Annotated in this window: 24 protein-coding genes and 1 pseudogene; 8 read left to right on the top strand and 17 right to left on the bottom strand. The window is 64.0% G+C overall.

What is annotated here, in order from left to right:
* The first annotated feature begins 64 nt into the window (after positions 1 to 64).
* Entirely contained in the window at positions 65 to 487 is a 423-nt protein-coding gene (locus DBO86_RS23385; protein ID WP_004425353.1) for a PA0061/PA0062 family lipoprotein, read from the top strand.
* Positions 488 to 749: 262 nt separating this feature from the next.
* Here DBO86_RS23385 and DBO86_RS23375 read toward each other — a convergent pair whose 3' ends face one another.
* From DBO86_RS23375 to DBO86_RS23355, 5 genes and pseudogenes are all read right to left on the bottom strand, one after another.
* Complete coding sequence (locus DBO86_RS23375; RefSeq protein ID WP_074855831.1) at positions 750 to 1,751, bottom strand: LLM class flavin-dependent oxidoreductase; 1,002 nt, start codon at positions 1,749 to 1,751, stop codon at positions 750 to 752.
* Positions 1,752 to 1,886: 135 nt separating this feature from the next.
* Complete coding sequence (locus DBO86_RS23370) at positions 1,887 to 3,482, bottom strand: methyl-accepting chemotaxis protein (protein WP_108234995.1); 1,596 nt, start codon at positions 3,480 to 3,482, stop codon at positions 1,887 to 1,889.
* Entirely contained in the window at positions 3,479 to 5,731 is a 2,253-nt protein-coding gene (locus DBO86_RS23365; RefSeq protein ID WP_108234994.1) for a putative bifunctional diguanylate cyclase/phosphodiesterase, read from the bottom strand. The genes DBO86_RS23370 and DBO86_RS23365 overlap by 4 nt, the downstream gene beginning before the upstream one ends.
* Before the next feature lie 159 nt (positions 5,732 to 5,890).
* The gene (locus DBO86_RS23360) at positions 5,891 to 6,196 is read right to left on the bottom strand and encodes a hypothetical protein (protein ID WP_108234993.1); all 306 of its coding nucleotides are present in this window, start codon (positions 6,194 to 6,196) and stop codon (positions 5,891 to 5,893) included.
* Between the two features lie 76 nt (positions 6,197 to 6,272).
* Positions 6,273 to 6,659: pseudogene (locus DBO86_RS23355) on the bottom strand (AraC family transcriptional regulator ligand-binding domain-containing protein); the annotation flags it as partial.
* 171 nt (positions 6,660 to 6,830) lie between these two features.
* On the opposite strand from DBO86_RS23355, the gene DBO86_RS23350 reads away from it, so the two are divergent.
* The 3 genes from DBO86_RS23350 (at position 6,831) to DBO86_RS23340 (ending at position 12,282) form a co-directional block, all read left to right on the top strand.
* Positions 6,831 to 7,802, top strand: a complete 972-nt coding sequence (locus DBO86_RS23350) for a TAXI family TRAP transporter solute-binding subunit (RefSeq protein ID WP_108234992.1) — start codon at positions 6,831 to 6,833, stop codon at positions 7,800 to 7,802.
* Between the two features lie 146 nt (positions 7,803 to 7,948).
* Positions 7,949 to 10,507 (top strand): TRAP transporter permease, encoded by a 2,559-nt coding sequence (locus DBO86_RS23345; RefSeq protein WP_108234991.1) that lies wholly within the window; start codon positions 7,949 to 7,951, stop codon positions 10,505 to 10,507.
* Positions 10,508 to 10,773: 266 nt separating this feature from the next.
* A complete protein-coding gene (locus DBO86_RS23340) occupies positions 10,774 to 12,282 on the top strand; it encodes a uracil permease (RefSeq protein WP_108234990.1) in 1,509 nt (502 codons plus the stop codon).
* A gap of 22 nt (positions 12,283 to 12,304) precedes the next feature.
* Here DBO86_RS23340 and DBO86_RS23335 read toward each other — a convergent pair whose 3' ends face one another.
* Positions 12,305 to 13,435, bottom strand: a complete 1,131-nt coding sequence (locus DBO86_RS23335; RefSeq protein ID WP_074855839.1) for a PilT/PilU family type 4a pilus ATPase — start codon at positions 13,433 to 13,435, stop codon at positions 12,305 to 12,307.
* A 279-nt stretch (positions 13,436 to 13,714) separates the two neighbouring features.
* Between DBO86_RS23335 and DBO86_RS23330 the strand changes: the two genes are divergently transcribed.
* Positions 13,715 to 14,365, top strand: coding sequence for a substrate-binding periplasmic protein (locus DBO86_RS23330; RefSeq protein WP_244185605.1), 651 nt, complete (start codon positions 13,715 to 13,717; stop codon positions 14,363 to 14,365).
* 4 nt (positions 14,366 to 14,369) lie between these two features.
* On the opposite strand, the gene DBO86_RS23325 is transcribed toward DBO86_RS23330, so the two are convergent.
* Positions 14,370 to 15,275 carry an AEC family transporter gene (locus tag DBO86_RS23325; protein ID WP_108234989.1) on the bottom strand — a complete coding sequence of 302 codons (906 nt, stop codon included), beginning with the start codon at positions 15,273 to 15,275 and terminating at the stop codon, positions 14,370 to 14,372.
* Positions 15,276 to 15,343: 68 nt separating this feature from the next.
* Here DBO86_RS23325 and DBO86_RS23320 point away from each other — a divergent pair, with 68 nt between their 5' ends.
* The gene (locus DBO86_RS23320) at positions 15,344 to 15,748 is read left to right on the top strand and encodes a GFA family protein (protein ID WP_108234988.1); all 405 of its coding nucleotides are present in this window, start codon (positions 15,344 to 15,346) and stop codon (positions 15,746 to 15,748) included.
* Positions 15,749 to 15,777: 29 nt separating this feature from the next.
* Here DBO86_RS23320 and DBO86_RS23315 read toward each other — a convergent pair whose 3' ends face one another.
* The 9 genes from DBO86_RS23315 to DBO86_RS23275 form a co-directional block, all read right to left on the bottom strand.
* The gene (locus DBO86_RS23315) at positions 15,778 to 17,733 is read right to left on the bottom strand and encodes a DUF7844 domain-containing protein (RefSeq protein ID WP_108234987.1); all 1,956 of its coding nucleotides are present in this window, start codon (positions 17,731 to 17,733) and stop codon (positions 15,778 to 15,780) included.
* The gene (locus tag DBO86_RS23310; RefSeq protein ID WP_003464665.1) at positions 17,730 to 18,050 is read right to left on the bottom strand and encodes a DUF2388 domain-containing protein; all 321 of its coding nucleotides are present in this window, start codon (positions 18,048 to 18,050) and stop codon (positions 17,730 to 17,732) included. The genes DBO86_RS23315 and DBO86_RS23310 overlap by 4 nt, the downstream gene beginning before the upstream one ends.
* 145 nt (positions 18,051 to 18,195) lie before the next feature.
* Positions 18,196 to 18,519, bottom strand: a complete 324-nt coding sequence (locus DBO86_RS23305; RefSeq protein WP_003464664.1) for a DUF2388 domain-containing protein — start codon at positions 18,517 to 18,519, stop codon at positions 18,196 to 18,198.
* Positions 18,520 to 18,602: 83 nt separating this feature from the next.
* A complete protein-coding gene (locus DBO86_RS23300; RefSeq protein ID WP_108234986.1) occupies positions 18,603 to 18,806 on the bottom strand; it encodes a DUF1127 domain-containing protein in 204 nt (67 codons plus the stop codon).
* A 224-nt stretch (positions 18,807 to 19,030) separates the two neighbouring features.
* Entirely contained in the window at positions 19,031 to 19,246 is a 216-nt protein-coding gene (locus DBO86_RS23295; RefSeq protein ID WP_003464662.1) for a DUF1127 domain-containing protein, read from the bottom strand.
* Between the two features lie 355 nt (positions 19,247 to 19,601).
* Positions 19,602 to 21,038 carry an NAD(P)(+) transhydrogenase (Re/Si-specific) subunit beta gene (locus DBO86_RS23290; RefSeq protein ID WP_108234985.1) on the bottom strand — a complete coding sequence of 479 codons (1,437 nt, stop codon included), beginning with the start codon at positions 21,036 to 21,038 and terminating at the stop codon, positions 19,602 to 19,604.
* Positions 21,039 to 21,040: 2 nt separating this feature from the next.
* Positions 21,041 to 21,355 carry an NAD(P) transhydrogenase subunit alpha part 2 gene (locus DBO86_RS23285; RefSeq protein WP_003464660.1) on the bottom strand — a complete coding sequence of 105 codons (315 nt, stop codon included), beginning with the start codon at positions 21,353 to 21,355 and terminating at the stop codon, positions 21,041 to 21,043.
* A gap of 11 nt (positions 21,356 to 21,366) precedes the next feature.
* Complete coding sequence (locus DBO86_RS23280) at positions 21,367 to 22,488, bottom strand: Re/Si-specific NAD(P)(+) transhydrogenase subunit alpha (protein WP_108234984.1); 1,122 nt, start codon at positions 22,486 to 22,488, stop codon at positions 21,367 to 21,369.
* 467 nt (positions 22,489 to 22,955) lie between these two features.
* Positions 22,956 to 23,852 (bottom strand): LysR family transcriptional regulator, encoded by an 897-nt coding sequence (locus DBO86_RS23275; RefSeq protein WP_003464658.1) that lies wholly within the window; start codon positions 23,850 to 23,852, stop codon positions 22,956 to 22,958.
* A gap of 179 nt (positions 23,853 to 24,031) precedes the next feature.
* Between DBO86_RS23275 and DBO86_RS23270 the strand changes: the two genes are divergently transcribed.
* Both DBO86_RS23270 and DBO86_RS23265 read left to right on the top strand, forming a co-directional pair.
* A complete protein-coding gene (locus tag DBO86_RS23270; protein ID WP_108234983.1) occupies positions 24,032 to 25,210 on the top strand; it encodes an acyl-CoA dehydrogenase in 1,179 nt (392 codons plus the stop codon).
* 56 nt (positions 25,211 to 25,266) lie between these two features.
* Positions 25,267 to 26,490, top strand: a complete 1,224-nt coding sequence (locus tag DBO86_RS23265) for a CaiB/BaiF CoA transferase family protein (RefSeq protein ID WP_108234982.1) — start codon at positions 25,267 to 25,269, stop codon at positions 26,488 to 26,490.
* A gap of 62 nt (positions 26,491 to 26,552) precedes the next feature.
* On the opposite strand, the gene DBO86_RS26355 is transcribed toward DBO86_RS23265, so the two are convergent.
* The coding region (locus tag DBO86_RS26355; protein ID WP_208630550.1) for a hypothetical protein at positions 26,553 to 26,866 on the bottom strand (314 nt) is incomplete at its 5' end.

The following is a 26,866-nucleotide window of genomic DNA, read 5'->3' as shown; positions in this document are numbered from 1 at the left end:
TTCGCCTCGGTTTTGCAAGCCTCCCGATGTAGGCTGGTGTCTGAACCCTACCGAGGAAGTCGCCATGCGCGCCCTGTTTCTCGCTCCCGCCCTGATGATGCTCGGGGCCTGTGCTTCACCGCTGCCCAAGCCCGACCCGCAGCAGGCCTGGGTCGAGTTGTATTCCAGCGCCGATACCTTGCTGATGGCCGACCGCCTGGACGGCAAGCGCTGGCCGGATGGCCGCTACTTTCAGGTGACGCCCGGCCGGCACGAGCTGCAAACGCGCTTTCAGTTCGAGGTGCGCGGCGGCGGGGGGCTGGGCATGATGAGCGAGCCGTTGCGCATGACCTGCGAGATTCGTCTGCGTTATGACGACTTCGCGGCGGGACAGCGTTATCGCATCGAGGCGCGCCAGCAACTGATGAAGGCGCAGGCCTGGCTATATGACGAGCAACGCAACGTGTTGGCGCGTGGCGAGGTGCTGCGTTGCGGGACGGCCATCTAGGGTCTGTTGCCGTTTCGCGCACGGCTCGCGTCGAAACGGCAACAGACCCTAGGCCAGGGCTGATCCGCACGGCGCACCCCGCTGATCAATGGGTGCGCCGCGGGTGCAAGGTCAGGCTTCGAGTGTGCCTTCCAGGGTGATCGTGGCGTTCAGTACCTTGGATACCGGGCAGCCGGTCTTGGCTGCTTCCACCGTATGAACGGGGCCACCGATCTGGCGGCCTGTTCTGATTCAGAGGGCAGTCACGCGTACAAGTTCGCACTTAGCCGTGTTGCAGCTCGGCGAGGATGTCGAAGGCGTGCAGGCGGTCGGCGAAGTCGTACATGTCGCAGGTGAAGATCAGTTCGTCCGCTTCGGTTTGCTCCAGCAACTGTTCCAGGCGTTGGCGCACGGTCTGCGGCCCGCCGATGGCGGCCAGGCCGAAGAACTCGCCCACGGCCTGACGCTCGTGCGGCAGCCACAGGCCGTCCATGCTCGGTACGGGCTTGCGCTGCACCAGGCTCTGGCCGCGGATCAACGCAAGGATGCGTTGGAACGCGGAGGTGGCCAGGTATTGCGCCTGCTCGTCGCTGTCGGCTGCCAGCAGCGGTACGCCAAGCATCACATAAGGCTTGTCCAGCACCGCCGAGGGGCGGAAGTGGTTGCGGTAGATGCGGATCGCCTCGTGCATGTAGCGCGGTGCGAAGTGCGAGGCGAACGCATAAGGCAAACCTTTCATGCCGGCCAGCTGGGCGCTGAACAGGCTGGAACCGAGCAGCCAGATCGGCACATTGGTCCCCGCCCCGGGCATGGCGATCACCCGCTGGCCTTCCTGGCGCGGGCCGAGGTAGGCCTGCAGTTCTTCGACATCATTGGGGAAGTCGTCGGCGCTGCCATCGCGGCTGCGGCGCAGGGCATGGGCGGTGTACTGATCGGCGCCGGGCGCGCGGCCCAGGCCCAGATCGATACGACCGGGATAGAGCGTGGCGAGGGTGCCGAACTGTTCGGCAATCACCAGCGGCGCATGGTTGGGCAGCATCACGCCGCCAGCGCCCAGGCGGATTTTCGAGGTGCCGGCGGCCAGATAGCCAATCAGCACGGAGGTGGCGGAGCTGGCGATGCCGTCCATGTTGTGGTGCTCGGCCACCCAGAATCTCTCGAAGCCGAGGCTCTCGACATGTCGGGCCAGCGCCAGCGAATTGTGCAGGGCCTGAGCGGCATCGCCATCGTCGCGAATCGGCGCCAGGTCGAGGGTGGAGAGTTTGATGGAGGCCAGTCGGCTCATTGGGGAATTCTCCTCGTTGCATGGCCGGTCACTCTAACCCCTCGGGTTCAGGTAGCGCACGCCAGGCACAGGCATAGTCATCATCGACGTGGGTGATGCGCTGACACTTGCGCGCGCAGATGGCCGTGTAGGTGTTCACCCCGGTCGGCTCTGGCGCTGGCTCCAGAACTGCTCCGCCAGCAATTGCAGGCGCCCGGCCAGGCCGGCCAACTGCTCGGCGCTGCAGTGGCTGCGGGCGCTGGCTTCGGCGGTGCCCTCGCAGGCCTGGCGGATGCCCTGCAGGTTACGCTGGATGTCGTCGCCGACGGCGCTCTGCTGTTCCACCGCGCTGGCGATCTGGATGTTCATCTCGCTGATCTGGCTGACGCGCTCGGCGATGCCGGTCAGCGCCTGGGCCGCCTGGTGCGCCTGGGCGGCGATGGCCTGGGCGCGCCGCTGGCTGTCGTCCATGGCCGCCACGCTGCTGGCCACCGTGCCCTGCAGACCGGCGATCAGGGCATCGATCTCGCCGGTCGAGGCCTGGGTGCGCTGGGCCAGGGTGCGCACCTCATCGGCTACCACGGCGAAGCCGCGGCCCGCTTCGCCGGCGCGCGCGGCTTCGATGGCGGCATTGAGCGCCAGCAGGTTGGTGCGCTCGGCGATGTCGCCGATCACTGTGAGCACCCGGCCGATATCGCGGCTGCTGTCGGCCAGCTGTTGCACCAGAACGTGGCCGGCCTGCAGCTCTTCGGCCAGGGCGGCGATATGTTGCCGGGTGCTTTCAACCAACTGGCGGCCGTCGCTGCTTTCCTGGTCGGCGGCGCTGGCCGCGCTGGCGCTGAGTTGAGCGTTGCGCGCCACCTCCTGGACACTGACCGCCATCTGCCCCATGGCGCTGGCGACCTGCTCGGTCTCCTGGCGTTGTTGCAGGGTGGCGCTGTTGTGATGTTCTACCGCGTTGGCCAGTTGCCCAGCCTCGCCGCTGAGCTGGCGCGCCGAGTCGGCGATACGCCCGACCACGGCGCCGGCTTCGGCCTGCAGGCTGTGCAGGGCGAAGGCGATGGTGCCGAAGGCGTCGCGGCGACCGGTGTATAGCCACTGGCTGAGCGGGTTGTCGGCCTGCTGGCGAGCCTGGGTCGCCAGGCGCTCCAGCGGACGCAGGGCCAGATGGTTGATCAGCCCTAGCAGCAGGCCAAGCGCACCGGCACCCGCCAGCAGTGGCAACGGCGGCAGACCCAGGCTGGCGCTCAGCAGTAGCGCGGCCGCTGGCGGCAGGACGATGGCGCTGAGCACCAGGCGCAGACTCAGGCTCAGGCGTGGCCGGCGCAGTGCCCGCGGTGTGCGGCCGGCGCGCAGCTCGGCATAGAGCGCCTCGGCGGCGGCGATCTGCGCCTCGCTGGCGGCGGTGCGCACCGACTGGTATTCGACGATGCGCCCGTCCTGGCGCATGGGCGTGACGTAAGCGCTGACCCAGTAATGGTCGCCGTTCTTGCAGCGGTTCTTCACCAGCCCCATCCACGAGCGCCCCGCCTTCAGGGTCTGCCACAGGTGGGCGAAGGCGGCCGGCGGCATGTCCGGGTGGCGCACCAGGTTGTGATTGCGGCCGATCAGTTCGTCCTCGGCGAAGCCGCTGATGTCGATGAACTCCGGGTTGACGTAGGTCAGCGCGCCCTTGAGGTCGGTGGTGGAGAGGATGTTGGTCTGCGCCTGCACCGGCACCTGGCGTCCGCTGACGGGCAGGTTGAGCTTCATGGCTGTACCTCCCGGGCCTCGGTCTGGCTGTCTAGTGGGCAGCAGAGGCCGTCGAAGCGGTCCTCGCCACTGAGCAGGCGCTGCAGTTCTTGTGGTGCGCGTGGTGGACTGAACCAGTAGCCCTGGGCGTAGCGGCAACCTTCCCGGGCGAGGAACTCGAGCTGCTGCACCTGTTCGACGCCCTCGGCCACCACGGTCAGCCCCAGGCTATCGCCGAGGCCGATGATCGCCCGGCTGATGGCCAGCGCCTCGGCGTCCTGCGGGGTGCCGGCGATGAAGCTCTTGTCCACCTTGATGATGTGCAGGGGGAAGCGCTTGAGGTAGCCCAGTGAGGAGTAGCCGGTGCCGAAGTCGTCGAGGGCCAGTTGCACGCCGAAGCTGGCCAGTTCGCGCAGGCAGGCGAGGTTCTGCGCGCTGTCATGCATCAGCTGGCTTTCGGTGATCTCCAACACCAGGCTCGCCGGCCCCAGGCCGGTTTCGCGCAGCACGTCGGCGACCCGGGCGGCGAAATCGCCTTGCTGCAGCTGGCGGCTGGACAGGTTGACCGAGCAGCGCAGCTGTGTCTGCCCGGCCAATTGCCAGGCGCGCACCTGACTGCAGGCCTGACGCAACACCCAGTCGCCGACGGCGAGAATCTCGCCGGATTCCTCCAGACAGGGAATGAACTCCAGCGGTGACACCTCGCGTCCGTCGTGTCGCCAGCGCAACAGGGCCTCCACGCCCATCAGGCCCACCTGGCCCTGATCGAGCTCGCAGATCGGCTGGTAGACCAGGCGCAGTTCGTCGCGAACCAGCGCCTGGGCCAGGGCGTTCTGCAGTTCCAGCTGGCGCTGCGCCTGCTGTTGCAACTCGGCGCAGTAGCGGGCGAACTGCGCCTTGCCCGCGCTCTTGGCACGGTACAGGGCCAGGTCGGCGGCCTGCAGCGGGTCGAGCGTCTGGTCGCGTTCTTGTAGCGCGGCGATGCCGATGCTGGCGCTGACCGCCAGGGTCTGCTCCTGCAGCTGCAGCGGCGGGTGCAGGCTGTCCAGCATGCGCTGGGCGACCCGCTCGGCGTCGCCCATGCAGGCCAGGTCATCGAGCAGGGCGACGAACTCGTCGCCGCCGAAGCGGGCCAGGTGGTCGCCGGGACGCAGGCAGTGGGCGAAGCGTTCGGCGACCTCCACCAGCACTCGGTCGCCGACCTGATGGCCGAGGCTGTCGTTGATCAGCTTGAAGCGGTCTAGGTCGATGAACAGCAGGGCGGCCTCGCGCGCCCCGGGGCGCTGGTGGCGCTGCACGGCCTGTTGCAGCAGCTCGCTGAGGCGGGCGCGGTTGGCCAGGCCGGTGAGCGGATCGTGGCGCGCGGCATGGTGCAGTTGCTCCTCGGCGGCGCGGCGCTGGCTGATGTCGCTCTGCGAGCCGGCCATGCGGCGCAGGCCGCTGCTGCAGGTTTCGGCGACGCCGCGCACCAGCACCCAGAGGTAGCTGCCGTCGCGGCGGCGAATGCGGTACTCGTGGTGCAGGAAGGGCGACAGGCCGCGCAGGTGATTGTCGATGGCCTGGCGCAGGCCGGGCAGGTCGTCGCCATGCACGCGGCCGAACCAGCTCTGGCTGGTGGGCGCCAGGCTGTCGCGATCGAGGCCGAGCATGCTCGTCCAGCGTTCGGAGAGGTACAGCTGGTCCTGTTCCAGCTGCCATTCCCACAGGCCGTCGTTGGCCCCGCGCATGGCCCGCGCGTAGCGCGCCTCGCTGTCCTGCAGGGCCTTGCGCTGGGCCGCTCCATAGCTTTCCAGGGCCAGGTTGATATCGAGGAAGACCTTCTTGACCAGGCTGGCGAAGCAGTCGGCGGCCGGCGAGGCGCCGAGCAGTTCGCCGAGCACTCGGTCCAGGTACAGGCGGTAGGCGCCCAGGTACCATTTGAGGTCGACGCCGACACACTGGTGCACCCAACCGATGCGCAGACGTTCGAGCACGTAGTCCTGGTCCGGGCGGCCCTGCCACAGGCGTCGGTAGTAGTCGGCCTGGCTGTGCTTGAGGCGCGCCGTGGTGGCAGGGTTGCCGAGGATGGCCGCTGGGGCGGGATAGTCGGCGAGCCGTTCGTAGAGTTCGTCGATAAAGGCCTGGGTGATGGGTTCCACGCGCTGGGTGTGGCGCGCCAGGCGCTCATTGTCGGCCTGGCCCCAGTCGAGAAAGCGCAGGCGCTGGAGCAGTTCCTCGGGATCCGGGGCGATGTGTTGGAGCAGTTCTAGGAATTCCTGTTCGTTACCCATGTCAGCCTCCTGCGTTTCTTCGGCGCAAAAAAAAAGCGCCGTAGGTCGCCCTCGTTCGAAGATGGCGGCCTACGGCGCTCTGTCTTGCAGGTCCTGTGTCCTGCCCGGCAAAGCCGGTCTCCGCTCGGGGAGCGGAACCTACTGCGGCTAGGTTCTACCTTAATTGTCGGGCTCGGACAACTCCTCCAGCAGGCGGCTCAGGCGCTTGCGCAGGGCGGCCAGCTGGGTGGACTTGAAGGCATGGCGACTGTTCTCGAGGACGGCCACGGCTTCGTCCAGGCTGGCCTGCACGTGCCCCAGGCTGTCGCTGGGCAAGGGTTGCAGCCAGCGGCACAGCGCGCGCTGGCTGCAGTCCTGCGGCGTGTCGACGATCCGGCAGTGCGGCGCCTGGCGGCGCAACAGTTGGGTGACCCGTTGGTACGACTCGGGGTCCGGCAGGCTGAGCAGCAGATGCGTCTGGGGCATGGCGATGGCCGCTATGTGGCGAGTGGCCATTAATGCTAGTGACCGTGCGGCCCGAGGATATTGACCTGCGTCAGTCCAGGCTGTCGTCGCGCGTCTCGATATGCCGTTCGCCGCCCTCGCCACCGAGGCGCTGATAGCGTAGTGCGGCGTTCAGCGCATCGCCCAGGGTGGCACTGCTCTGCAGCAGATAGCTGAGCACGCTGAATGGGCCGAGGGTGAGGTTGCGCCCGAGCAGCAGGCCGGGTTCCGGGTGCTGCAGGCGTGAGTCCAGCTCGTGCCAGAGGGTCTGCTGGACGCTGAAGGGAATGCGCGCGTCGGGGTCAGCCAGTTGCTGGTCAGTCAGGTTACAGACGCTGAGCAGCGCCTGACGGTCGAGGCCGAGGCGACTGGCTGCGTGCAGCACAGCCTGGGTCAGACTGGCGCTGACCGAGGCCTGCGATGATTCATGAAGGGCGTTCGACATTGGCCGATTCTGCCCAATGCCGGGGTTGGACGATAGCCTGTGCTCCAACACAATGAGATACGACCGGTTGGTCAACAAGGCGTACATATTCGTCGCAAGCGGTTAGACTTCCCTCCCTGACGCCGCTCACAAGGCGCGTTCGCTCACAATAACAGAGAAAGGAGATATCCCATGAAAGGCAAATCCTTGGCATGGGTCCTGTCTGCCGCGCTTGCGGGGACTGCCCTGAGTGGCACAGCACAGGCCGAAGATAAGTTCGTCACCATCGGTACCGGCGGTCAGACCGGCGTGTATTACGTGGCTGGTCAGTCCATCTGCCGCTTCCTCAACCGTGGCTCGGCTGAGCACGGCATCAAGTGCAACGCCCCGGCCAGTGGCGGCGGCGTGGCCAATGTGAACGGCATTCGCAGTGGCGAATTCAACTTCGGCATCATGCAGTCCGACCACCAGTACAAGGCGCTGAATGGCGCTGCACCGTTCGCCGCTGAAGGTGCAATGAGCGATCTGCGCGCGGTGTTCTCGCTGCAGAGCGAAGTGTTCACCATCCTCGCTCGTCGCGATGCCAACATCAAAAGCTTCGATGACCTCAAGGGCAAGCGCGTCAATATCGGCAACCCGGGTTCCGGCCAGCGTGACACCCTGGAAGAGATCATGGCCGTCAAAGGCTGGGATCGTTCCGCCTTCGCCCTGGCTGCCGAGCTGAAGCCGGCCGAGCAGGCCAGCGCGCTGGGCGACAACAACATCGATGCCATGACCTACTTCGTCGGTCACCCCAATGGCGCGATCCAGGAAGCCACCACCACCACTGACGCCGTGCTGGTGCCGGTGACCGGCGCCGAGATCGACAAGCTGCTGGCCGAGAAGACCTACTACACCAAGGCAGATATCCCGGGTGGCCTGTACAAGGGCAACGATCAGCCGACGCCGTCCATCGGTGGCAAGGCCGTGCTGTCCACCAGCGCCCAGGCGGATCCGGAAGTGGTCTACCAACTGGTCAAGTCGGTATTCGAGAATATCGACCGCTTCAAGCGTCTGCACCCGGCCTTCGCTGACCTGAAGGAAGCCGACATGATCAAGGCCGGTCTGACTGCCCCGCTGCATGAGGGCGCCGAGCGTTACTATAAGGAACGCGGCTGGCTGTAAGCCTTCGGCCCTGTCGATCCCGCCGCAGGGCTTATGGGTGATGCGCAGCGAGCGCATTGCCCGATTCGCCTCTAGTGTTAAGCAAACCCGTAGGCTGCGGCCTGCGGGTTTTGCCGTTTTCGTTTACTCAAATGCAGGTTCGCCCCATGCATGACAAGCAACTGTCCACCGAAGAACTGATTGCCCAGGACGTCGGCGCGCGTTCGCCCGTCGGTCTGATGGCCCAGGTGATTACTGGCCTGGCGCTGCTCTGGTCGCTGTTCCAGCTGTGGATCGCTTCGCCGCTGCCATTCATTTTCGGCGTGGGTGTGTTCAACGATACCCAGACCCGCGCCATTCACCTGGCCTTTGCCCTGCTGCTGGCGTTTCTCGCCTATCCGGCGTTCAAGCGCTCACCGCGTGATCGTGTGCCGCTGCTGGATATCGCTCTGGGCCTGGTCGCCGCGGCCAGTGCCGCCTACCTGTTCATCTTCTATCAGCAGTTGGCCCTGCGCCCTGGCAGCCTGACCACGGGTGACCTGGTCACCGCCTGCATCGGTATTCCCCTGTTGCTGGAGGCCACGCGCCGTGCGCTTGGCCCACCTCTGGCGATCATCGCCCTGGTGTTTCTTCTCTACAGCCTGGCAGGCCCTTATATGCCGGGCCTGCTGGCGCATCGCGGGGTCAGCTTCAATGCCCTGGCCAACCACCAGTGGATCACCACCGAAGGCGTATTCGGCATCGCCCTGGGGGTGTCCACCAGCTTCGTGTTCCTCTTCGTGTTGTTCGGCGCGTTGCTCGAGCGCGCCGGTGCCGGGCATTACTTCATCCAACTGGCGTTCAGCCTGCTCGGCCACTTCCGTGGTGGCCCGGCCAAGGCGGCGGTGCTGGCGTCGGGCCTGACCGGGATGATTTCCGGCTCGTCGATCGCCAACGTGGTGACCACCGGTACCTTCACCATTCCGATGATGAAACGCACCGGCTTCTCTTCGGAGAAGGCTGGTGCGGTGGAGGTGGCCTCCTCGGTCAACGGCCAGATCATGCCGCCGGTGATGGGGGCTGCAGCCTTCCTGATGGTCGAGTACATCGGCATGCCGTATGTGGAGATCATCAAGCATGCCTTCCTACCTGCAGCGATTTCCTATATCGCGCTGCTCTATATCGTTCACCTCGAGGCGCTCAAACTCGGCCTGCAGCCTATCGGCAGCGCCCAGCCCAAGCCCTGGCTGCGCCGCCTGACCGGCTTCGCCTTCGGTGCGGCGCTGATCAGTGGTCTGTCGCTGGCGGTTTACTACGGCCTCGGCTGGCTCAAGCCGGCACTTGGCGAATATGCCTTGCCGGTCATCGGTGTTCTGCTCGCGGTGGTCTACCTGGCGCTGCTGAAAGTCGCCGCCAGCGTGCCGGTACTGCCGCCGGAAGACCCCAACGCGCCGCTGGAAGAACTGCCGCAGACCCGCGCCGTGCTGCTCTCGGGCCTGCACTTCCTGCTGCCGGTGGTGGTGCTGGTCTGGTGCCTGATGATCGAGCGCCTGTCCCCCGGCCTGTCGGCCTTCTGGGGCAGCGTGATGCTGATCATTATCCTGCTCACCCAGCGCCCGCTGCTGAGCTGGATGCGTCGCGATGGCAGCCATGACCATGGCCGTTTCATCGATGGCGTGATCGACCTGCGTGAAGGCCTGATCGCCGGTGCGCGCAACATGATCGGCATCGGTATCGCCACGGCGGCGGCCGGCATCATCGTCGGTGCGGTGTCGCAGACCGGCGTCGGTCTGGTGCTGGCGGATCTGGTCGAACTGCTGTCGATGGGCAACCTGCTGCTGATGCTGATCCTGGTGGCAGTGTTCAGCCTGATCCTCGGCATGGGCCTGCCGACCACCGCCAACTACATCGTGGTGTCCAGCCTGCTGGCGCCGGTGGTGGTGGCGCTGGGGCAGCAGAACGGCTTGATCGTGCCGCTGATCGCGGTGCACCTGTTCGTCTTCTACTTCGGCATCATGGCCGACGTGACTCCGCCGGTGGGGTTGGCCTCGTTCGCCGCGGCTGCTGTGTCCAAGGGCGATCCGATTAAGACCGGTATCGTGGCGTTCTTCTATAGTTTGCGCACCGCTGCGCTGCCGTTCCTGTTCATCTTCAACACCGACCTGCTGTTGATCGACGTCGACTTCTGGCACGGCGTGATCATCTTCATCGTGGCGACCATCGCCATGCTGATCTTCGCCGCCGGCACCCAGGGCTTCTTCCTGGTGCGCAGCCGCTGGTACGAAAGCCTGCTGCTGTTGCTGGTGGCCTTCACTCTGTTCCGCCCCGGCTTCTGGATGGACATGTTGCACGACCCCTACCAGGAGGTGCCGCCGGCCGAGCTGGCGCAAGCGCTCGATGGGGTCGAGGACGGCAGCTCGCTGCGTCTACGTATTCTCGGCGAGAACGCCGTGGGCGATCCGCGCGAGTTTACCGTGCTGCTGCCGGTGCCTGATGGTGCCAGCGGAGAGGAGCGTTTGCAGAAGCTCGGCCTGGCCCTCTACGAAGAGGGTGACAAGGTGCTGGTGGACAACGTCACCTTCGGCAGCCTGGCCGCCGATGCCGGTCTGGAGTTCGACCAGCAGATCCTCAGCGTGCGGGCACCGACCGACCGCTGGATGAAGGAGTTGATGTGGATTCCGGGCTTCCTGCTGTTCGGTCTCGTGGTGTTGCTGCAGCGCCGTCGCAAGCTGGCGCAGACCGTATAGCTGGTTTGGCACTGACGACAAGGCAGCTTCAGCTGCCTTGTTCGTTTATTGATCATGCCCCCATTTGCGTAGGCGCGGCGCCCCGCCGCGAACCAGGGCGACGCAGACTCAAAAGCTTCGCCCCGGGGCGGGGCTCCTACGCAAGAGGGGATTTGCGAAGCCTATCTGACAGGCGTTGAGCTTCGGCTGCCTTGTGCGTTTATGCTCGCCTGCCAGGTTGCTAGACTCGCCGCCCTGACCACTCAGACAACAAGGACGCAGCCAGCATGTCGACGCCGCGCGTGCATTACCCCTGGTACAAGAAGGAAGACACCGACGCGTTCTTCGCCCTGTTCCAGAACAACATCGCCAACTTCGTGATCATCGCCATCAGCATGCTGGGCATGGGCTTTCCCGCCGAAATCGTGTTCGGTCAGGTACTGCCGGGGGCGGCGGTGGCGGTGATGGCCGGTAACTTCTACTACGCCTGGAGCGCCGCGCGTCTGGCGCGCAAGGAGAACCGCGCCGACGTCACCGCGCTTTCCTACGGCATCAGCACGCCGGTGATGTTCGTCTTCCTGTTCGGCGTGCTGCTGCCGGCGAAGAACCTCACCGGCGATGCCGAGCTGGCCTGGAAGGTGGCGGTGGCCGCGTGCTTCATCAGTGGACTGATCGAGGCCGCCATCAGCCTCATCGGCAACTGGGTGCAGCGGCATCTGCCGCGTGCGGCCATGCTCGGCGCGGTGGCCGGGGTGGCACTGACCTTCATCGCTGGGGAAATGCTGTTCAAGACTCTGGAAATTCCGGTGATCGGCCTGCTGGTGCTGGCCATCACCATCGTCGGCCTGGTGGCGCGGGTGAGCATGCCGTTCCGCCTCCCTGCCTCGCTGTTCGCCATCGTCGTCGGCACCGCGCTGGCCTACCTGATCGGCGCGGCTGACGGCGGCAAGTTCAGCGATGCCTTCACCCACCTGGGTTTCTACCCGCTACTGCCCAACCTGGCCTGGTACGAAGGTCTGGGCCTGCTGTTCACCAGCCTGCTGGCGCTGATGACGGTGATCCTGCCGATCACCCTGTACAACGCCATCGAGACCATGAACAACGTCGAGGCCATGAGCGCCGCCGGTGACAGCTACAGCGTGCGCGAATGCCAGGCCGTGGATGGGCTCGGTACCTCGCTCGGGGCGCTGTTCGGCGGCGTGTTCCCGACCACCGTGTACATCGCCACCGTGGGTTCGAAGTGGATGGGCGCCGGGCGTGGTTACAGCCTGCTCAATGGCGCGGTGTACGGCTTGGCGACCATGTTCGGTCTGATCGCCTTTATCGCCGCGCTGATTCCGGTGTCGGTGGTGGCGCCGATCCTGGTATTCGTCGGCATGTCGATGATCGCCACCGCGTTCAACAGCAACCACGCCCGTTACTACCCAGCAGTGGCGTTGGCGATGCTGCCGTATTTCGCCAACTACCTGATGACCCGCTTCAATCGGGGCGCGCCTGAGGTGGTCGAGGGCATTTCCAGCGCCATCGGCGCGCTGGGGCAGGGCGCCATGTTCAGCGCCATCCTGCTCGGCGCCATGTGCGTGGCGGTGATCGATCGTCAGTTCCGCCAGGCCACGGTGTTTGCCCTGATCGCTGCGGGCATGGCCTTCGTCGGCCTGATGCATGCACCGAAACTGGCCTGGTATGCCGCGCCGGACTTCGTTCACGGCTACCTGCTGATGGCCCTGTTCTTCGCCTGGTATGCCTGGCGCGGGGTGGAGCCGGCCGCGCCGGAGCGGGTGAGCAGCGGCGACTGAAGGCGCTGACTGTCGGTGCTGCTCAGCCGTCGCGCAGCACCTTGAGCTCGGCGTCGTCGGCGGAGAAACCGCGCTCGAGTTTGAACTTGAGGCTGAGGTCGGTGCGCGAGTCGGCGAACTTGAGTGCTTCGGCCAGGCTGATTCGCCCGGTTTCGAGCAGGGCGAACAGGTGCTGGTCGAAGGTCTGCAGACCTTGTTCGGCCGCTCGCGCCGTGGCCTCGCGCAACTCCTCCAGCTCGTCGCGCTGGATCAGGTCGCGGATATAGGGCGTACCGAGCATCAGCTCCACGGCCGCCACGCGCTTCTGGGCGATACCCGGCACCAGACGTTGGCCAATGACCGCCAGCAGGTTGTGCGCCACATCGGCCAGCACCTGCTTGCGTGCATCGTCGGGGAAGAAGCGGGCGATCCGCTCGATGGCGTGGCTGCTGCTGGTGGCGTGCAGCGTGGCGACGCACAGGTGGCCGGTTTCGGCGTAGTGCAGGGCATGCTGCATGGTGGCGGCGTCGCGGATTTCGCCAAGCATGATCACGTCCGGCGCCTCACGCAGCACGTTGCGCAGGGCATCAGCGAAGCTGTGGGTATCCAGGCCGACTTCACGCTGGTCGATGATCGAGCGCTGGTGGCTGTGGAGGAACTCGATGGGGTCTTCGATGCAGACGATATGCCCGCTCTTGTGGCGGTTGCGAAAATCCAGCATCGCCGCCAGGGTGGTGGACTTGCCCGAGCCGGCCGCGCCGGTGACCAGGATCAGCCCGCGGTCCTGCATGGCCAGTTTCTCCAGCAGCCCGGGCAGGCCAAGTGCCTCGAAGCTGGGGATCTCGCTCTTGATCAGGCGCACCACCATGGCCACTTCGCCGCGCTGGTAATAGACGTTGACCCGATAACGCCCGGCGCCCTGCAGGCTGACGGCCAGGTTCATCTCCAGGTCGCGTTCGAACTCGGCGATCTGCTTCTGCGTCATCAGTTGATAGGCCAGCTGCTGCACCTCACCGGCCTTCATGATGCGCTGGCCGACGGGCTGGCTATGCCCTTCGACCTTCATGTGCGGCGGCGCGCCGACGCTGAAGAACAGGTCCGAGCCGGCATGTTGATGCATCAGCTGCAGGTAGGGGAAAACATCGGGCTGGTCGTTGGCGCTGGTATCGTTCATCGGCGTGTCGCAGTCGGTTCGTGGTGCAGCAAGGATAGTCGTAGTCTTGCAATGCCTCTTGTTCCGTATCAAGAGAACCTGATGAATTGTCGCTCTATAACCGGGTTGCACTGGACAGCCTGGCTTGCGACAGCGAGAGTCAATGATCAGGGTTAGTAAGGCGCATGCACGCCAGTTATTGGAGATTGATGGTGGAATTCTGGGGGGCGGCTCTGCTTGGCCTGCTGTTGTGCACATCGGTGCGAGCGGAGGTGCTGCACCTGGCTACGGGCGATGACTATGCGCCGTTCACTGGCAAGGCATTGGCCTGGTCAGGGCATGCTCACCCAGGTGGTGCGGGCTGCGCTGGCCGAGCAGGGGGCGGCAATCACACTCGACTGGCTGCCCTGGAACCGCGGTTACCTGAAAGCCAAGCGCGTTGAGTACGACGCCACCTTTCCCTACATCCGTTCTGCCGAGCGCGAGGCGGAGTTTTTCTACTCGGCGCCCATTTATGTGGCCGAACCATACATCTTCAGCCGGGCCGGTGATCACATCGAGCTCGATGATCTGCCCGCCATGATCGGCCGGCGACTCTGCTATCCGCTGGGCTGGCAGCCACCGGCGGCGATCCAGCAAATGGTCGAGCAGGGTGTGCTGCGCCGTCATTCTCCACTGGGTCTGCAGGAATGCGCACGGCTGCTGCTGCTCGAACGTGACGACCTGTTCATTGCCGACCGTAACCTGGGGGGCAGTGCTTTGCACAGTGCTGGCGCTGATCTGGCGCAGTTTCACCGGTCACGGGTGCCGTTTCAGAGCAGTACGCTGCACTTCATCGTCTCGCGGCAGCATCCGCGTGCTACCGAGTTGATCGAGCGCTTCAATCGTGGGCTCGAGGCGCTCAAGGCACGCGGAGAGTATCAGCGGCTGATCGAGAGTTACGCGCAGTAGCCGTTCACGCCAGCATCATCATGATCGCCACCAGACTTCCTGCTGCCAGCAACGTCTGCAGGGTGATTATGCCGGCCATCAACTGGCTGTCGCCGCCAAGTTGGCGAGTCAGCACATAGGCCGTGGGGGCGGTGGGCAGAGCAAAGAACAGCACCAGCACTGCGCTTTCCATCGCCGGCAGGGCCAGCGCGGAGGCCACGGCCCAGGCCAGCAGTGGCATCGCCAGCAGGCGCAGGGCGCTGTTCCAGCCCAATGCGGGAATCTCGCCGCTGAGCTGCTCCGGCTTGAGTGCCGCGCCGACGCAGAGCAAACCCAGCGGCAGACTGGCGGCGGCGAGCAGGCTGAGCAGGCGATCCGTGCCGCCCGGCAAGCCGATGCCCGTGAGGTTGAACAGCGCGCCGCCGACGCAGGCGAGGATCAGCGGATTCTTGATGATCGGCAGCAGCAGGCTGCGTGCGCTGACACCGCGCTCGGCAGTCAGTGACCAGACCGATAGCACGTTCACCGTCGGTACCATCAGGGCCAGCATCAGTGCGGCGAGGGTCAGCCCCTCCTGACCGAACAGGCTGCCCACCGCCGCCAGGCCCAGGTAGGTGTTGAAGCGCAGGATGCCCTGGGTGAAGGCGCCAAAGCGTCCTGCCGGCCAACCGCGCAGGCGCCGTAGCAGCAGCAGCGCCAGCCAGGCGATGCCCAGGCCGAGCAGTACCGCCAGTGCCAGACGCGGCAGCGCCGGGTTGTTCAACGGTGCGCGAGCCAGGCTGGAGAACAGCAGGGCAGGGAACAGAATGAAGTAATTGAGGCGCTCGGCACCGGGCCAGAAGGCTTCGCTGGGGAACTCGCGCAGGCGTAGCCAGTAGCCGGCGACTATCATGGCGAACAGCGGCCACAAGGCCAGCAACAGGTCTATCACGGCAACCCCCGGTGGTGGTGAGCGCCTATCTTGGTCAGCGGCGCGGGGCAATGCAAGGCGGAGGCGGGATGAAGGTCGAACATCAGGGCGGCTGCCAGTGTGGTGCACTGCGCTATCGGATCGATGCGCCGCTGGAGGACATCGCTCATTGCCACTGCTCGGTCTGCCGGCGGAGCACGGGCGGGATTCTCACCACCTGGGGCACCGTGCCCCGTGAGACGTTTCACTGGTTAAGCGGCACGCCGAAGGCTTTCAAGTTGTCGGCCAGTTGTACGCGTTATTTCTGTGCGGACTGCGGCGCACATCTGGCGCTGTTCACGTCGCTCAGCCCGCACACGCTGGACGCAACCGTCGCCTCCTTGGACGAGCCGGAACAGGCTCCTGCGGATCGGCATATATGGGTGGGCAGCCGGCTACCGTGGTTGAGGGTCGATCCGCAATTGCCGGAAGAAGATCAGGAAATCATTCCCTAGCGCCTTGAGCCGAAGACCCGCTCGCGAATCTAGGGCAGTTCGAGCCCACCACTGGCCTTGTGCAGGGCGCGCAGGTGTTCGCCCAGCGTCACCAGATTGGCCTCGTTGGCTTCCAGTTCGGCCAGGCGCTCGGGCTGCAGCAGGTTGCGTACTTCCCCGTCGAGCTCGTCGCTGAGCTGGCGCAACTGCTGCTGGCGGTCACGGCTGCTGGCCTCGAGACGCTCCCATTCCTGCTGTTGCGGCAAGCCGTAGCCACCTTCGAGCAGTTCGGCCGGGCGGCTGAGGAAGCCGCTGTTGGCCAGGATCTGTTCCAGCGCGGCACCGGCCTTGTTCAGACTCGGGTCTCCAGCAGCACGGCCTGTGAGGTAGCGGCGCTTGAGTTCGTCCTGAGCCAGCAGCAGTTGCCGGCGCAGCGCGGCCTGCTCCAGTAGCAGCAGGGCGGCGCTGGCGCGCAGGTCGGCCTGGGTGAACCAGTCGCGCCGCGTTTCGGCTGGTTGTTCCAGCCAGGTTTCGACGCTGTCCTGAGTGATTGGCAAGCGTTCTCGTAACACCTTGAACATGGCCTGGTAGCGTTCGCGGAACGAGTCGAAGCGATAGCCCAGGCGCAGCGCCTCGTGCGGGTCGTCGAGCACTGTGGTGTCGGCCAGCCCGCGGGCATCCATCAGTTCCAGCAGGCCGTTGGGCAGGATGCTGTCGAGGGCATGCAGGCGCGGATTTCCGGTACCGCTGCGTAGCAGCTTGAGGGTTTCCACCGCACAGTTGTTGGAGACGAAGTAGTAGTCGCCGTCATAGCTCCAGTGCTGTTCGGCGGCGCGTACCACCAGTTGTTCGACCTCGTCGCGCGACAGGCGCAGCGGTACCGAGGCCAGGCTGCGTAGCTCGACCTTGGTGTATTCATCAATCACCTGCTCCAGCGGCAGCACGAACAGGCGTGAGGGGTAGACGCCGGTCAGGCCATCCCAGCTCGACAGCTGCACATCGCCGACGAAGGCGCGGTAGGACAGCACCAGGTGGTGGTCGAGATCCAGGCGGCAGTCCGGGCCACGTGGCCGGCCCGGTGCGCAGACCACCAGGCGCAGCATGCTGTGGCCCCAGCGGCTCATCCAGGCATCGTTGGCTTCAGCGAGCAGGTAGTCGACTTCATACACGCGCTCAGGATCGAGGCGCCCCAGTGGCTGCAGGGCGAAGTCGCGCCCGGCATTGAGGTAGGGGTAGTCGTTGCTGCAGTTCTCGCTGGGCGGTGTCCAGTCGAAGTGCTCACGGAAATAGCGCGCCAGCGAGGGGCGGCGGCATGCATAGCTGGGGTCGAGCAGAAAGTATTCGAGGTTGACCGCGACGAACTCCAGCGCATTGGTCAGCTCGTAGCTGTCCGGGCTGCGTGCGACCTGGCCGTTGTCCAGAGCGCGCGCGCCTCGCTGGCCGACCCGTTGCTGCCAGCCAGCCAGATCGAGCAGGCGCGGGTCGTCGCTGAGGGTGAAGCGGCGCTCGGTCTGGCCACGACAATCCTCCGGCAGCCCAACCGGGCCCATGGAGCTGACGCGCTGTCGGCATTGGCTGATGTGGCGGCGCTCGGCCGCAGGCCAGAGGCGGGCGCGGTCGTAAAGGTGGGTCAGTTCATGCAGCAGGGTGGCCAGCAGTTCCTGGCGCTGGGTGCCGTGCGGGCGACCGGTGCGATTTTCTGCCGCCGAGCCGTCGACCAGCTTCGGCAGGAGTTCGGCGTTGAGCTCAATACCGCTGAAGCGCCCGACCTGGCCGTAGACCTCCGAGGGCAGTCCGGCACGCCAGCTGACCCTGACTTCACGGTCCAGTTGCTCGATGAAGCGTGGCGGCAAGGCAGCCATTGCCTCGTCCAGCAGGGCCTGGCTCGCCTGGCGTTGTTCAGCGTCGAGGGCGCTGTCGTCCAGGGCCAGGCGCAACTGCGCCTGGGCGAAGCCTGCGGCCAGCGCCAGCAGCGCGCCGCAGCACCAGGCGGTGAGGTGGGTCACAGGGCGAGAATGGCTTCGGCCAGTTGCAGGTCGCTGGCGCTCTGCGCTTCGGGCAGTTGCTGGCGAATGCTCTGCAGCGCAGCTTCCAATTGTGCACCGCGAATTTCACCGGCGCTGGCGACGAAGCTGGCGGCGTCGTCGCGGGCCTGTACCACGGCTTTCATGTCGCGAATCGAGGTGGTGGTGTCGGAGGTAAAGTTGATGCTGCGATCCAGGGCGCGCACCACGATGTTGCTGGTGGCGACCACGGTTTGCGCCTGAGCGATACCGCTGAACAGGGCGCAGGCGGCGACGGCGATGACGAATGAACGACGCATGATAAGGAGCTCCGAGAACTGCAGAACGGACGATTTGACGTGGACAGGCCGGCGCGGTTCCCCGCGACCAGGCAAGTAGGCGAAGTTTACGGGGCCATGCAGCGTCGGTCAGCAGCGAGCTTATCGATAGACGTGTGCAAAGTTTTTACAGGCTGAGGATGGCCTGAGCCAGGGCCAGGTCATCCGCTGTCGCCAGCGCGGCGTCATGACGGCGAATGTGCGCCAGGGCCGCTTCGAGTCGTACGCTGCGAATCGCGCCGTCGCTGGCGACGAAGCTGGCGGCATCGTCGCGGGCCGCGCGCAGCTGTTTCATGTCGCGCAACGAGCTGGTCGCGTCCGAGGTGACCTCGACGGTGCCGGCCAGGGCGCCGCCCAGAGTGTCGGTGGTCGCGACCAGGCTGCTGGCGCAGGCGGTGCCAGCCAGCCCTAATGAAAGAAGCGCTGCAATCAGGGATTTCTTCAGGTGCATATGGGGTAACTCCGGTAGGGCGGGACGCTGTTCTACCCGCATCCGCAGCTTAGCCCAACGGCATTCCCAGCTCCATCGCTGGCTCAGTGCCAGAAGGGCTTGGCCAGTTCCTGCTCACGCTGAGCTGTGCTGATGCCGGCGTCAGCCAGTTGTTGCTCATTGAGCAAGGCAAGCTGCCGACGAGTGCGGCTGTTGCGTTGCCAGTGACGCAGCGTCGAGTAGAAACCGAGCCAGTGCAGGGGCTTGTTGTGTGCAGGGCGCGAGAATTGTTCGTGAGTGCGGTCCATGGCGTTCTCCTGTCGAGAGACAAGGGTGGAAGCTCATGTTCTCGCAAGCGCTCGTGGGCGAGCAGATACAACCGGTTGGAATTGTGCGGGGGCCGTGGCGGTTTTATGGCAACTGTACTACTCGCTCGGGCGATGACTGTTGCAGATAAAACGAAAGCCCCACCGCAGCAGAGACGGTGGAGCTCTCAGAAGATCCCAACTTGGGGATGGAGCAAAGCAGGGTGTCAGCGCCAGAACGGCTTCTGCAGTTCGGCGTAACGCTGATTTTCGCTAATGCCAGCGTCAGCGAGCAGGCGGGCATCCAGTCGAGCCAGTTGACGACGGCTGACGATGCGGCGCTGCCACAGGCTGAGGGTAGCGATAACGCGGAGCAGCCAGGCCGATTTGTCGCTGGCAACGCTGTGAGTTTGAAGCGGGGCGGAACTGAGGGTACGTTCCATGGTGGTCATCCTTCCGCTTGTGGCGGGGTATGTGTGCTATCGATGGGCAAATTATCCCGAGCGCAGTCGGGGCCCAGTAGTCACAGCTGGATGAAATTGTTGTGCTATTAGATAGGTTGCTTTGTAACTGTTCGGTCAGGAATCGATGAAACTGTATTGGCCATAAGTGAAAAGACTGGGTGCAACCTTGATTTGCGAGATTTTCAACTGGGTGCAACCCGTTAATTCTGGTCTTTCAAGCAGTACAGTTTCCAATTGATCTGGTGTGCTTGTTGATCTGAATATCAACTTTTTCCTGGCGCCGGAAATGAGAAACCCGGCACATGGCCGGGTTTCCTGTCTGACTGGTCAGGGCTTATTCGACGGCCTTGACCATGTCTTCGATGACCTTCTTGGCATCGCCGAAGACCATCATGGTTTTGTCCATGTAGAACAGTTCGTTATCCAGGCCGGCGTAGCCGCTAGCCATCGAGCGCTTGTTGACGATCACGGTCTTGGCTTTGTAAGCCTCGAGGATCGGCATGCCGGCGATCGGCGACTTCGGATCATTCTTCGCCGCCGGGTTGACCACGTCGTTGGCACCCAGCACCAGCACCACGTCTGTCTGACCGAACTCGGAGTTGATGTCCTCCATCTCGAACACCTGTTCGTACGGCACCTCGGCCTCGGCCAGCAGTACGTTCATGTGGCCAGGCATACGCCCGGCGACCGGATGGATCGCATACTTCACGGTCACGCCACGGTGGGTCAGCTTCTCAGCCAGTTCCATCAGTGCATGCTGGGCACGCGCCACGGCCAGGCCGTAACCGGGCACTATGACCACGGTGTCGGCGTTGGTCAGCAGGAAGGCGGCGTCGTCGCTTGATCCCGACTTCACGCTGCGCTGTTCCTGGCTGCCTGCGGCGGCACCGGCGTCGGCATCGGCACCGAAGCCACCGAGGATGACGTTGAAGAACGAGCGGTTCATCGCCTTGCACATGATGTACGAGAGGATGGCGCCAGAAGAGCCGACCAGCGAACCGGCGACGATCAGCATCGAGTTGTTCAGCGAGAAGCCGATACCGGCGGCCGCCCAGCCCGAGTAGCTGTTGAGCATTGACACCACCACCGGCATGTCGGCACCGCCGATGGGGATGATGATCAGCACGCCGATGACGAACGCCAGCGCCACCAGGATGGCGAAGGCGGTAATGTCGCCGGTGAAGGTGTAGTACAGGCCCAGGCCGAGAATCGCCAGGCCGATCACCAGATTGACCAGGTGCTGACCCTTGAACACCACGGGCGCGCCTTGGAACAGGCGGAACTTGTACTTGCCCGACAGCTTGCCGAAGGCGATCACCGAACCGGAGAAGGTGATGGCACCGATGGCGGCGCCGAGGAACAGCTCCAGGCGGTTGCCGGCCGGGATGGCGTCGCCCAGCGCGGTGACGATGCCCAGTGACTGCGGCTCGACCACGGCGGCAATGGCGATGAACACGGCGGCCAGGCCGATCATGCTGTGCATGAAGGCGACCAGCTCCGGCATCTTGGTCATCTCGACGCGCTTGGCCATGAGGGTGCCAACGCTGCCGCCGACCAGCAGGCCGACGATGACGAAGCCCAGGCCTTGTACGGCCAGCTCACTGCCGAGCTTGTAGATCAGGCCGACGGTGGTCAGTACGGCGATGGCCATGCCGATCATGCCGAACAGGTTGCCGCGTCGCGACGTGGTCGGGTGCGACAGGCCCTTGAGCGCCTGGATGAAGCACACCGAGGCGACGAGGTAGAGAACAGTGATCAGGTTCATGCTCATGGTCAGTGTTTCTCCACCTGGGCTTTCGGTGCTTTTTTCTTGAACATTTCCAGCATGCGTCGGGTGACCAGGAAGCCACCGAACACGTTCACCGCAGCCAGCGCCACGGCCAGGGTGCCCATGGTTTTGCCCAGCGGGGTGACGGTGAGGGCGGCGGCCAGCATGGCGCCGACGATCACGATGGCGGAAATAGCGTTGGTCACAGCCATCAGCGGGGTGTGCAGGGCCGGGGTGACGTTCCACACCACGTGGTAGCCGACATAGATGGCCAGCACGAAGATGATCAGGTTGTAGATGCCGTCGGAAATCAGATCCATGTCCCTACTCCTTAGCCGTTCTTGCGCACGACTTCGCCGGCATTGCACATCAGGCAGGCCGCGACGATGTCGTCTTCGAGGTTGAGCTGGAACTGGCCTTCCTTGTCGATCACGAGCTTGAGGAAGTCCAGCAGGTTGCGTGCATACAGCGCGGAAGCATCCGCCGGCACCAGTGCCGCCAGGTTGGTGTGGCCGACGAGGGTCACTCCGTGCTTGACCACCACCTTGTCGGCCTCGGTCAGCGGGCAGTTGCCGCCTTGCGCAGCGGCCAGGTCGATGACCACGGAACCGGGCTTCATTTCCTGCACGGTGGTTTCATGCAGCAGCGTCGGTGCCTTGCGGCCCGGAATCAGCGCAGTGGTGATGACGATATCGGCCTGCTTGGCGCGCTCGTGCACCGCCTTGGCCTGGCGCTCCATCCAGGACTGCGGCATCGGCCGGGCATAACCGCCGACACCTTGCGCGCACTCACGTTCCTCGTCGGTCTCGAACGGTACGTCGACGAACTTGGCGCCGAGCGATTCGATCTGCTCCTTCACTGCCGGACGCACATCGGAGGCCTCGATCACTGCGCCTAGGCGCTTGGCCGTGGCGATGGCCTGCAGCCCGGCAACACCGGCGCCGAGAATCAGCACACGGGCGGCCTTAACGGTGCCGGCGGCGGTCATCAACATGGGCATAAAGCGTGGATAGTGGTTGGCGGCGAGCATCACGGCCTTGTAGCCGGCGATGTTGGCCTGCGAACTCAGCACGTCCAGGCTTTGCGCGCGGGAGGTGCGCGGTGCGGCCTCCAGGGCGAAGGCAGTGACGCCGCGAGCATTCATGCGCGCGATGGTGTCATTGCAGAACGGGTTGAGCATGCCCACCAGGACGGCGCCGCTCTTCATATGAGCCAGTTCGGCGTCGGTTGGCGCGACCACCTTCAGCACCAGATCGGCGCCAAACGCGGCCGACTCGTTGCCAATGGTGGCTCCAGCGGCTTCAAAGGCGCTGTCTGGAATGCTGGCGCTGATGCCCGCGCCGGCCTGGACGGTCACCTGATGACCTTGGCCGACCAGTTTCTTGACGGTCTCGGGCGTCGCGGCAACCCGCGTCTCCCCGGCATGGGTTTCGAGAGGAACACCGATGTGCACTTCTAATCTCCTGCGTGATCTTTTTTGTGAACCGGGGCACTGCGCTGGCGCGCCGGCGATTGGGGATCAGCACATAACCCGCCGGAGGTGGCGAGCGCGGCGATTGTGCAATCGAACGCAGACCCTTACAAGAAGTTATGGAGTAAAAAAAATGGATTACTACAAGTAATGGGTCTATGAGGGATTTTTATACTGCGCGCAGCCCGCGTGGATTCTGGGGAAAGGCAGGTAAGACGTAGCCTAGAACGTTGCTCAGGCATTCACGGCGAGAATGACCACTGGTCGACTAGTAGCGGGTGTGGAAGGTAATGCACAGGGTGTTCGAAATAGTGCTATAGCCCGAAAGTAGTGGCTTTGGCGTACTTTTTCGCTAATCGGTCATGTAGCGTGACTAATTTCATGCTACCAGTCCCTATATGCTCTTTTGGGTTTGTTGGGTGTTGGTGGTGGCGACGGCTGCGCGTCGGTCATCGTTGCTGGTAAGCGTGCGCCTCGCCCAGTAGCCAGTCACGAAAGGCTTTTAGCGCTGCAGACTCGGACTTGCGTTCCGGCACCATCAGGTAATAGGCGCGGTCACTGTTCGGCACGGTGCGGTCGAGGGCGATCACCAGGCTACCCTCTTCCAGTTCGCGCTGGATCAGGAAGGGTGGGATCAGCGCGATGCCCATTTCATGTTGAGCGGCCTGCGCCAGCATGGAAAACAGTTCAAGTCGCGGGCCGGTCATATCGCGGGCCACATTCATGCCTTGGGCGGCGAACCACTGGCGCCAGGCATAGGGGCGTGTGGTCTGCTGCAGCAGCGGCAAGTTGGCGATGCGTTCGGCGTCGACTGGGGCATCGCCCAGCAGCGCCGGGCTGCATACCGGCAGCAGGTGCTCATGCATCAGGAAATGGGCTTCGGTGCCCGACCATTCGGCGTCGCCGTAATAAATGGCGGCATCGAAGCGAGTGTCGGCGAACAGGAAGGGGCGTGTGCGGTTGGTCAGGTGCACCGTCACCTCGGGGTGCAGTTGCTGAAAGGCACGCAAGCGTGGCAACAGCCACTGGGTGCCAAAGGTCGGTACCACCGCCAGCTCGATGCTGGTGGTGCCCTGGTTGCCCATCAGCGCCAGGGTGTCGCGTTCCACTGCATCGAGCTGCGCAGCCACCTTGCGGCTGTAGGCGACGCCCGCTTCGGTCAGAACTACGCCGCGCCGGGAGCGGCGAAACAGTTCGACATTGAGAAAGCTCTCCAGTCCGCCGATCTGCCGGCAGATCGCGCTCTGCGTCAGGTTCAGCTCGTCGGCGGCCTTGGTGAAGCTTTGGTGGCGAGCGGCGGATTCGAAGGCGACCAAGGCTGCGGTGCTGGGTATCTTGCGACGCATGTATGCAAAAGCCTCACTCGTAAGCGACAGATCTACATGAATAAACTATCTCGGAGTGAGAAAAATGCATAGGTCTGTGCAAATTCTGCGTTTGTCCTCTGCTCGAAGCCGGCCTAGGATCAAAACCATTCGGGTTGGCTGGACCGACCGCTCACATCACCGCTTCGAGGTTTCTCGCAATGGCCAAGGCAAGCTTCAACTGGATCGACCCGCTGTTACTCGATCAGCAACTGACCGAAGAAGAGCGCATGGTGCGTGATAGCGCCCAGCAGTTCGCTGACGACAAGCTGGCGCCCCGCGTGCTGGAAGCCTTCCGTCATGAGCAGACCGATCCGAAGATCTTCCGCGAAATGGGCGAAACCGGCTTGTTGGGTGCGACCATTCCTGAGGCCTATGGTGGCAGTGGCCTGAACTACGTGTGCTATGGCCTGATCGCCCGTGAAGTGGAGCGTATCGACTCCGGCTACCGCTCGATGATGAGCGTACAGTCCTCGCTGGTGATGGTGCCGATCAACGAGTTCGGTAATGAAGCGACCAAGCAGAAGTATCTGCCCAAGCTCGCAAGTGGCGAGTATATCGGTTGCTTCGGCCTGACCGAGCCGAACCACGGCTCCGATCCCGGATCCATGGTCACGCGCGCCAAGAAGGTCGACGGCGGCTACCGCCTGAGCGGTAGCAAGATGTGGATCACCAACAGCCCGATTGCCGATGTCTTCGTGGTCTGGGCCAAGGACGATGCCGGCGAGATCCGTGGCTTTGTCCTGGAAAAGGGCTGGGAAGGCCTCTCCGCTCCGACGATTCACGGCAAGGTGGGCCTGCGCGCGTCGATCACCGGCGAGATCGTCATGGACAACGTGTTCTGCCCCGAAGAGAACGCCTTCCCGGATGTACGCGGCCTGCGCGGCCCGTTCACCTGCCTGAACTTCGCCCGTTACGGCATCAGCTGGGGCGCACTGGGCGCCGCCGAGTTCTGCTGGCACACCGCGCGCCAGTACGTGCTCGATCGCCACCAGTTCGGCCGGCCGCTGGCGGCTAATCAGCTGATCCAGAAGAAGCTGGCCGACATGCAGACCGAAATCACCTTGGCTCTACAAGGCTGCCTGCGCCTCGGACGAATGAAGGACGAAGGCACTGCTGCGGTGGAAATCACCTCGATCATGAAGCGCAACAGCTGCGGCAAGGCGCTGGATATCGCCCGCATGGCGCGCGACATGCTCGGCGGTAACGGCATCAGCGACGAGTTCGGCATTGCCCGTCACCTGGTCAACCTTGAAGTGGTCAATACCTACGAGGGCACCCATGACGTGCATGCGCTGATCCTTGGTCGCGCGCAGACCGGCATTCAGGCGTTCTTTTGAAGGCTCGCGCCTCTCACTGATCCATGGTGCGCGTGGCGCACCCTACGGAGAAGCCCATGTCCGGTGCACTGTCCCATATCCGCGTGCTTGATCTATCTCGCGTGCTGGCTGGCCCTTGGGCCGGGCAAATATTCGGTGACTTTGGTGCCGAGGTGATCAAGGTCGAGCGTCCGGGCTCGGGCGACGACACCCGGCACTGGGGGCCTCCTTATATAAAGGATGCCGAGGGTAATGACTCGCGTGAGGCGGCCTACTTCCAGAGCGCCAACCGTAACAAGCAGTCGCTGACCCTGGATTTCACTCAGTCTGAAGGCCAGCGCCTGATTCGTGAGTTGGTCGCGCAGTGCGATGTGCTGCTGGAGAACTTCAAGGTCGGTGGCCTGGCGGCCTATGGCTTGGATTACGAGTCGCTGAAGGCGATCAACCCGCGTCTGATCTACTGCTCCATCACCGGTTTCGGTCAGAGCGGCCCCTATGCCAAGCGTGCCGGCTATGACTTCATGATCCAGGGTCTCGGGGGGCTGATGAGTCTGACTGGGCGCCCGGAAGGTGAGGAGGGTGCCGGCCCGATGAAGGTCGGCGTGGCCCTGACCGATATCCTCACTGGTCTCTACGCGACTGTGGGTGTGCTGGCCGCGCTGAATCAGCGTGAGCAATCCGGTGTGGGTCAGCATATAGATGTGGCCTTGCTTGATGTGCAGGTCGCCTGCCTGGCCAATCAGGCCATGAACTACCTGGCGACAGGTGTATCACCCAAGCGCCTGGGCAATGCCCATCCCAATATCGTGCCCTACCAGGATTTCCCCAGTGCCGATGGCAATTTCATCCTTGCGGTGGGTAACGATGGGCAGTTCCGTAAGTTCTGCGAAGTGGCGGGTATTGCGAGCCTTGCCGATGACCCGCGCTTTGTCACTAACAGGGCCCGGGTTGCCCATCGTGCCGAGCTGATCCCGCTGTTGCGCCAGGCCACGGTATTCAAAACCACCGCGCAGTGGATCGAGCAGCTGGAAAAGGCCGGCGTGCCCTGTGGGCCGATCAATGATCTGCAGCAGGTGTTCGCCGACCCTCAGGTACAGGCGCGAGGTTTGCGTCTCGACCTGCCTAATGCCCTGGGCAGCAGTACGCCGCAGGTCGCCAGTCCGCTGCGCCTGTCTGCGACGCCAGTGGCCTATCGTTCGGCTCCGCCACTGCTGGGCCAGCACACCGAAGCCCTGCTGCAGAGATTGCTGGGCATGAGTGAAACGCAGATTGCCGAGTTGCGCGAGGCAGGGGTGATCTGAGCCTCTATATATAGAGGTGGGGGGATTGATCCGATTTACGCAATTATTTGCATGTCAGGGGTTTACAGCTCGCCGTGCTGATGTAGAATGCGCGCCACTTCAGCGATGAAGCGCTTCAAAAACTGCTTGTTAATCAATAAGTTAAGTTGAATGAAGGGCTTGCAAAGCTGGATCTGGCGTGTAGAATGCGCGTCGGTCGACAGGGTGGTGGTTTGATCCTGTTGGTGGTTCGGTCGAATGGATCGAAAGCGGTAAAAAAGAGGTGTTGACAGCGGTTTTGAATGCTGTAGAATGCGCCTCCCGCTGGAGAGAGGAAGTTCTGATCGAAGGCGCAAGTGGTTGAGTAGAAAGAAGTTTCTCCGGAAACAAAATCGAA

This window comes from Ectopseudomonas oleovorans (assembly GCF_003052605.1).
GTDB classification, from domain to species: domain Bacteria; phylum Pseudomonadota; class Gammaproteobacteria; order Pseudomonadales; family Pseudomonadaceae; genus Aquipseudomonas; species Aquipseudomonas oleovorans_A.
The sequence above is the reverse complement of the archived record's forward strand: the minus strand, read 5'-3'. Positions and strand labels throughout refer to the sequence as shown.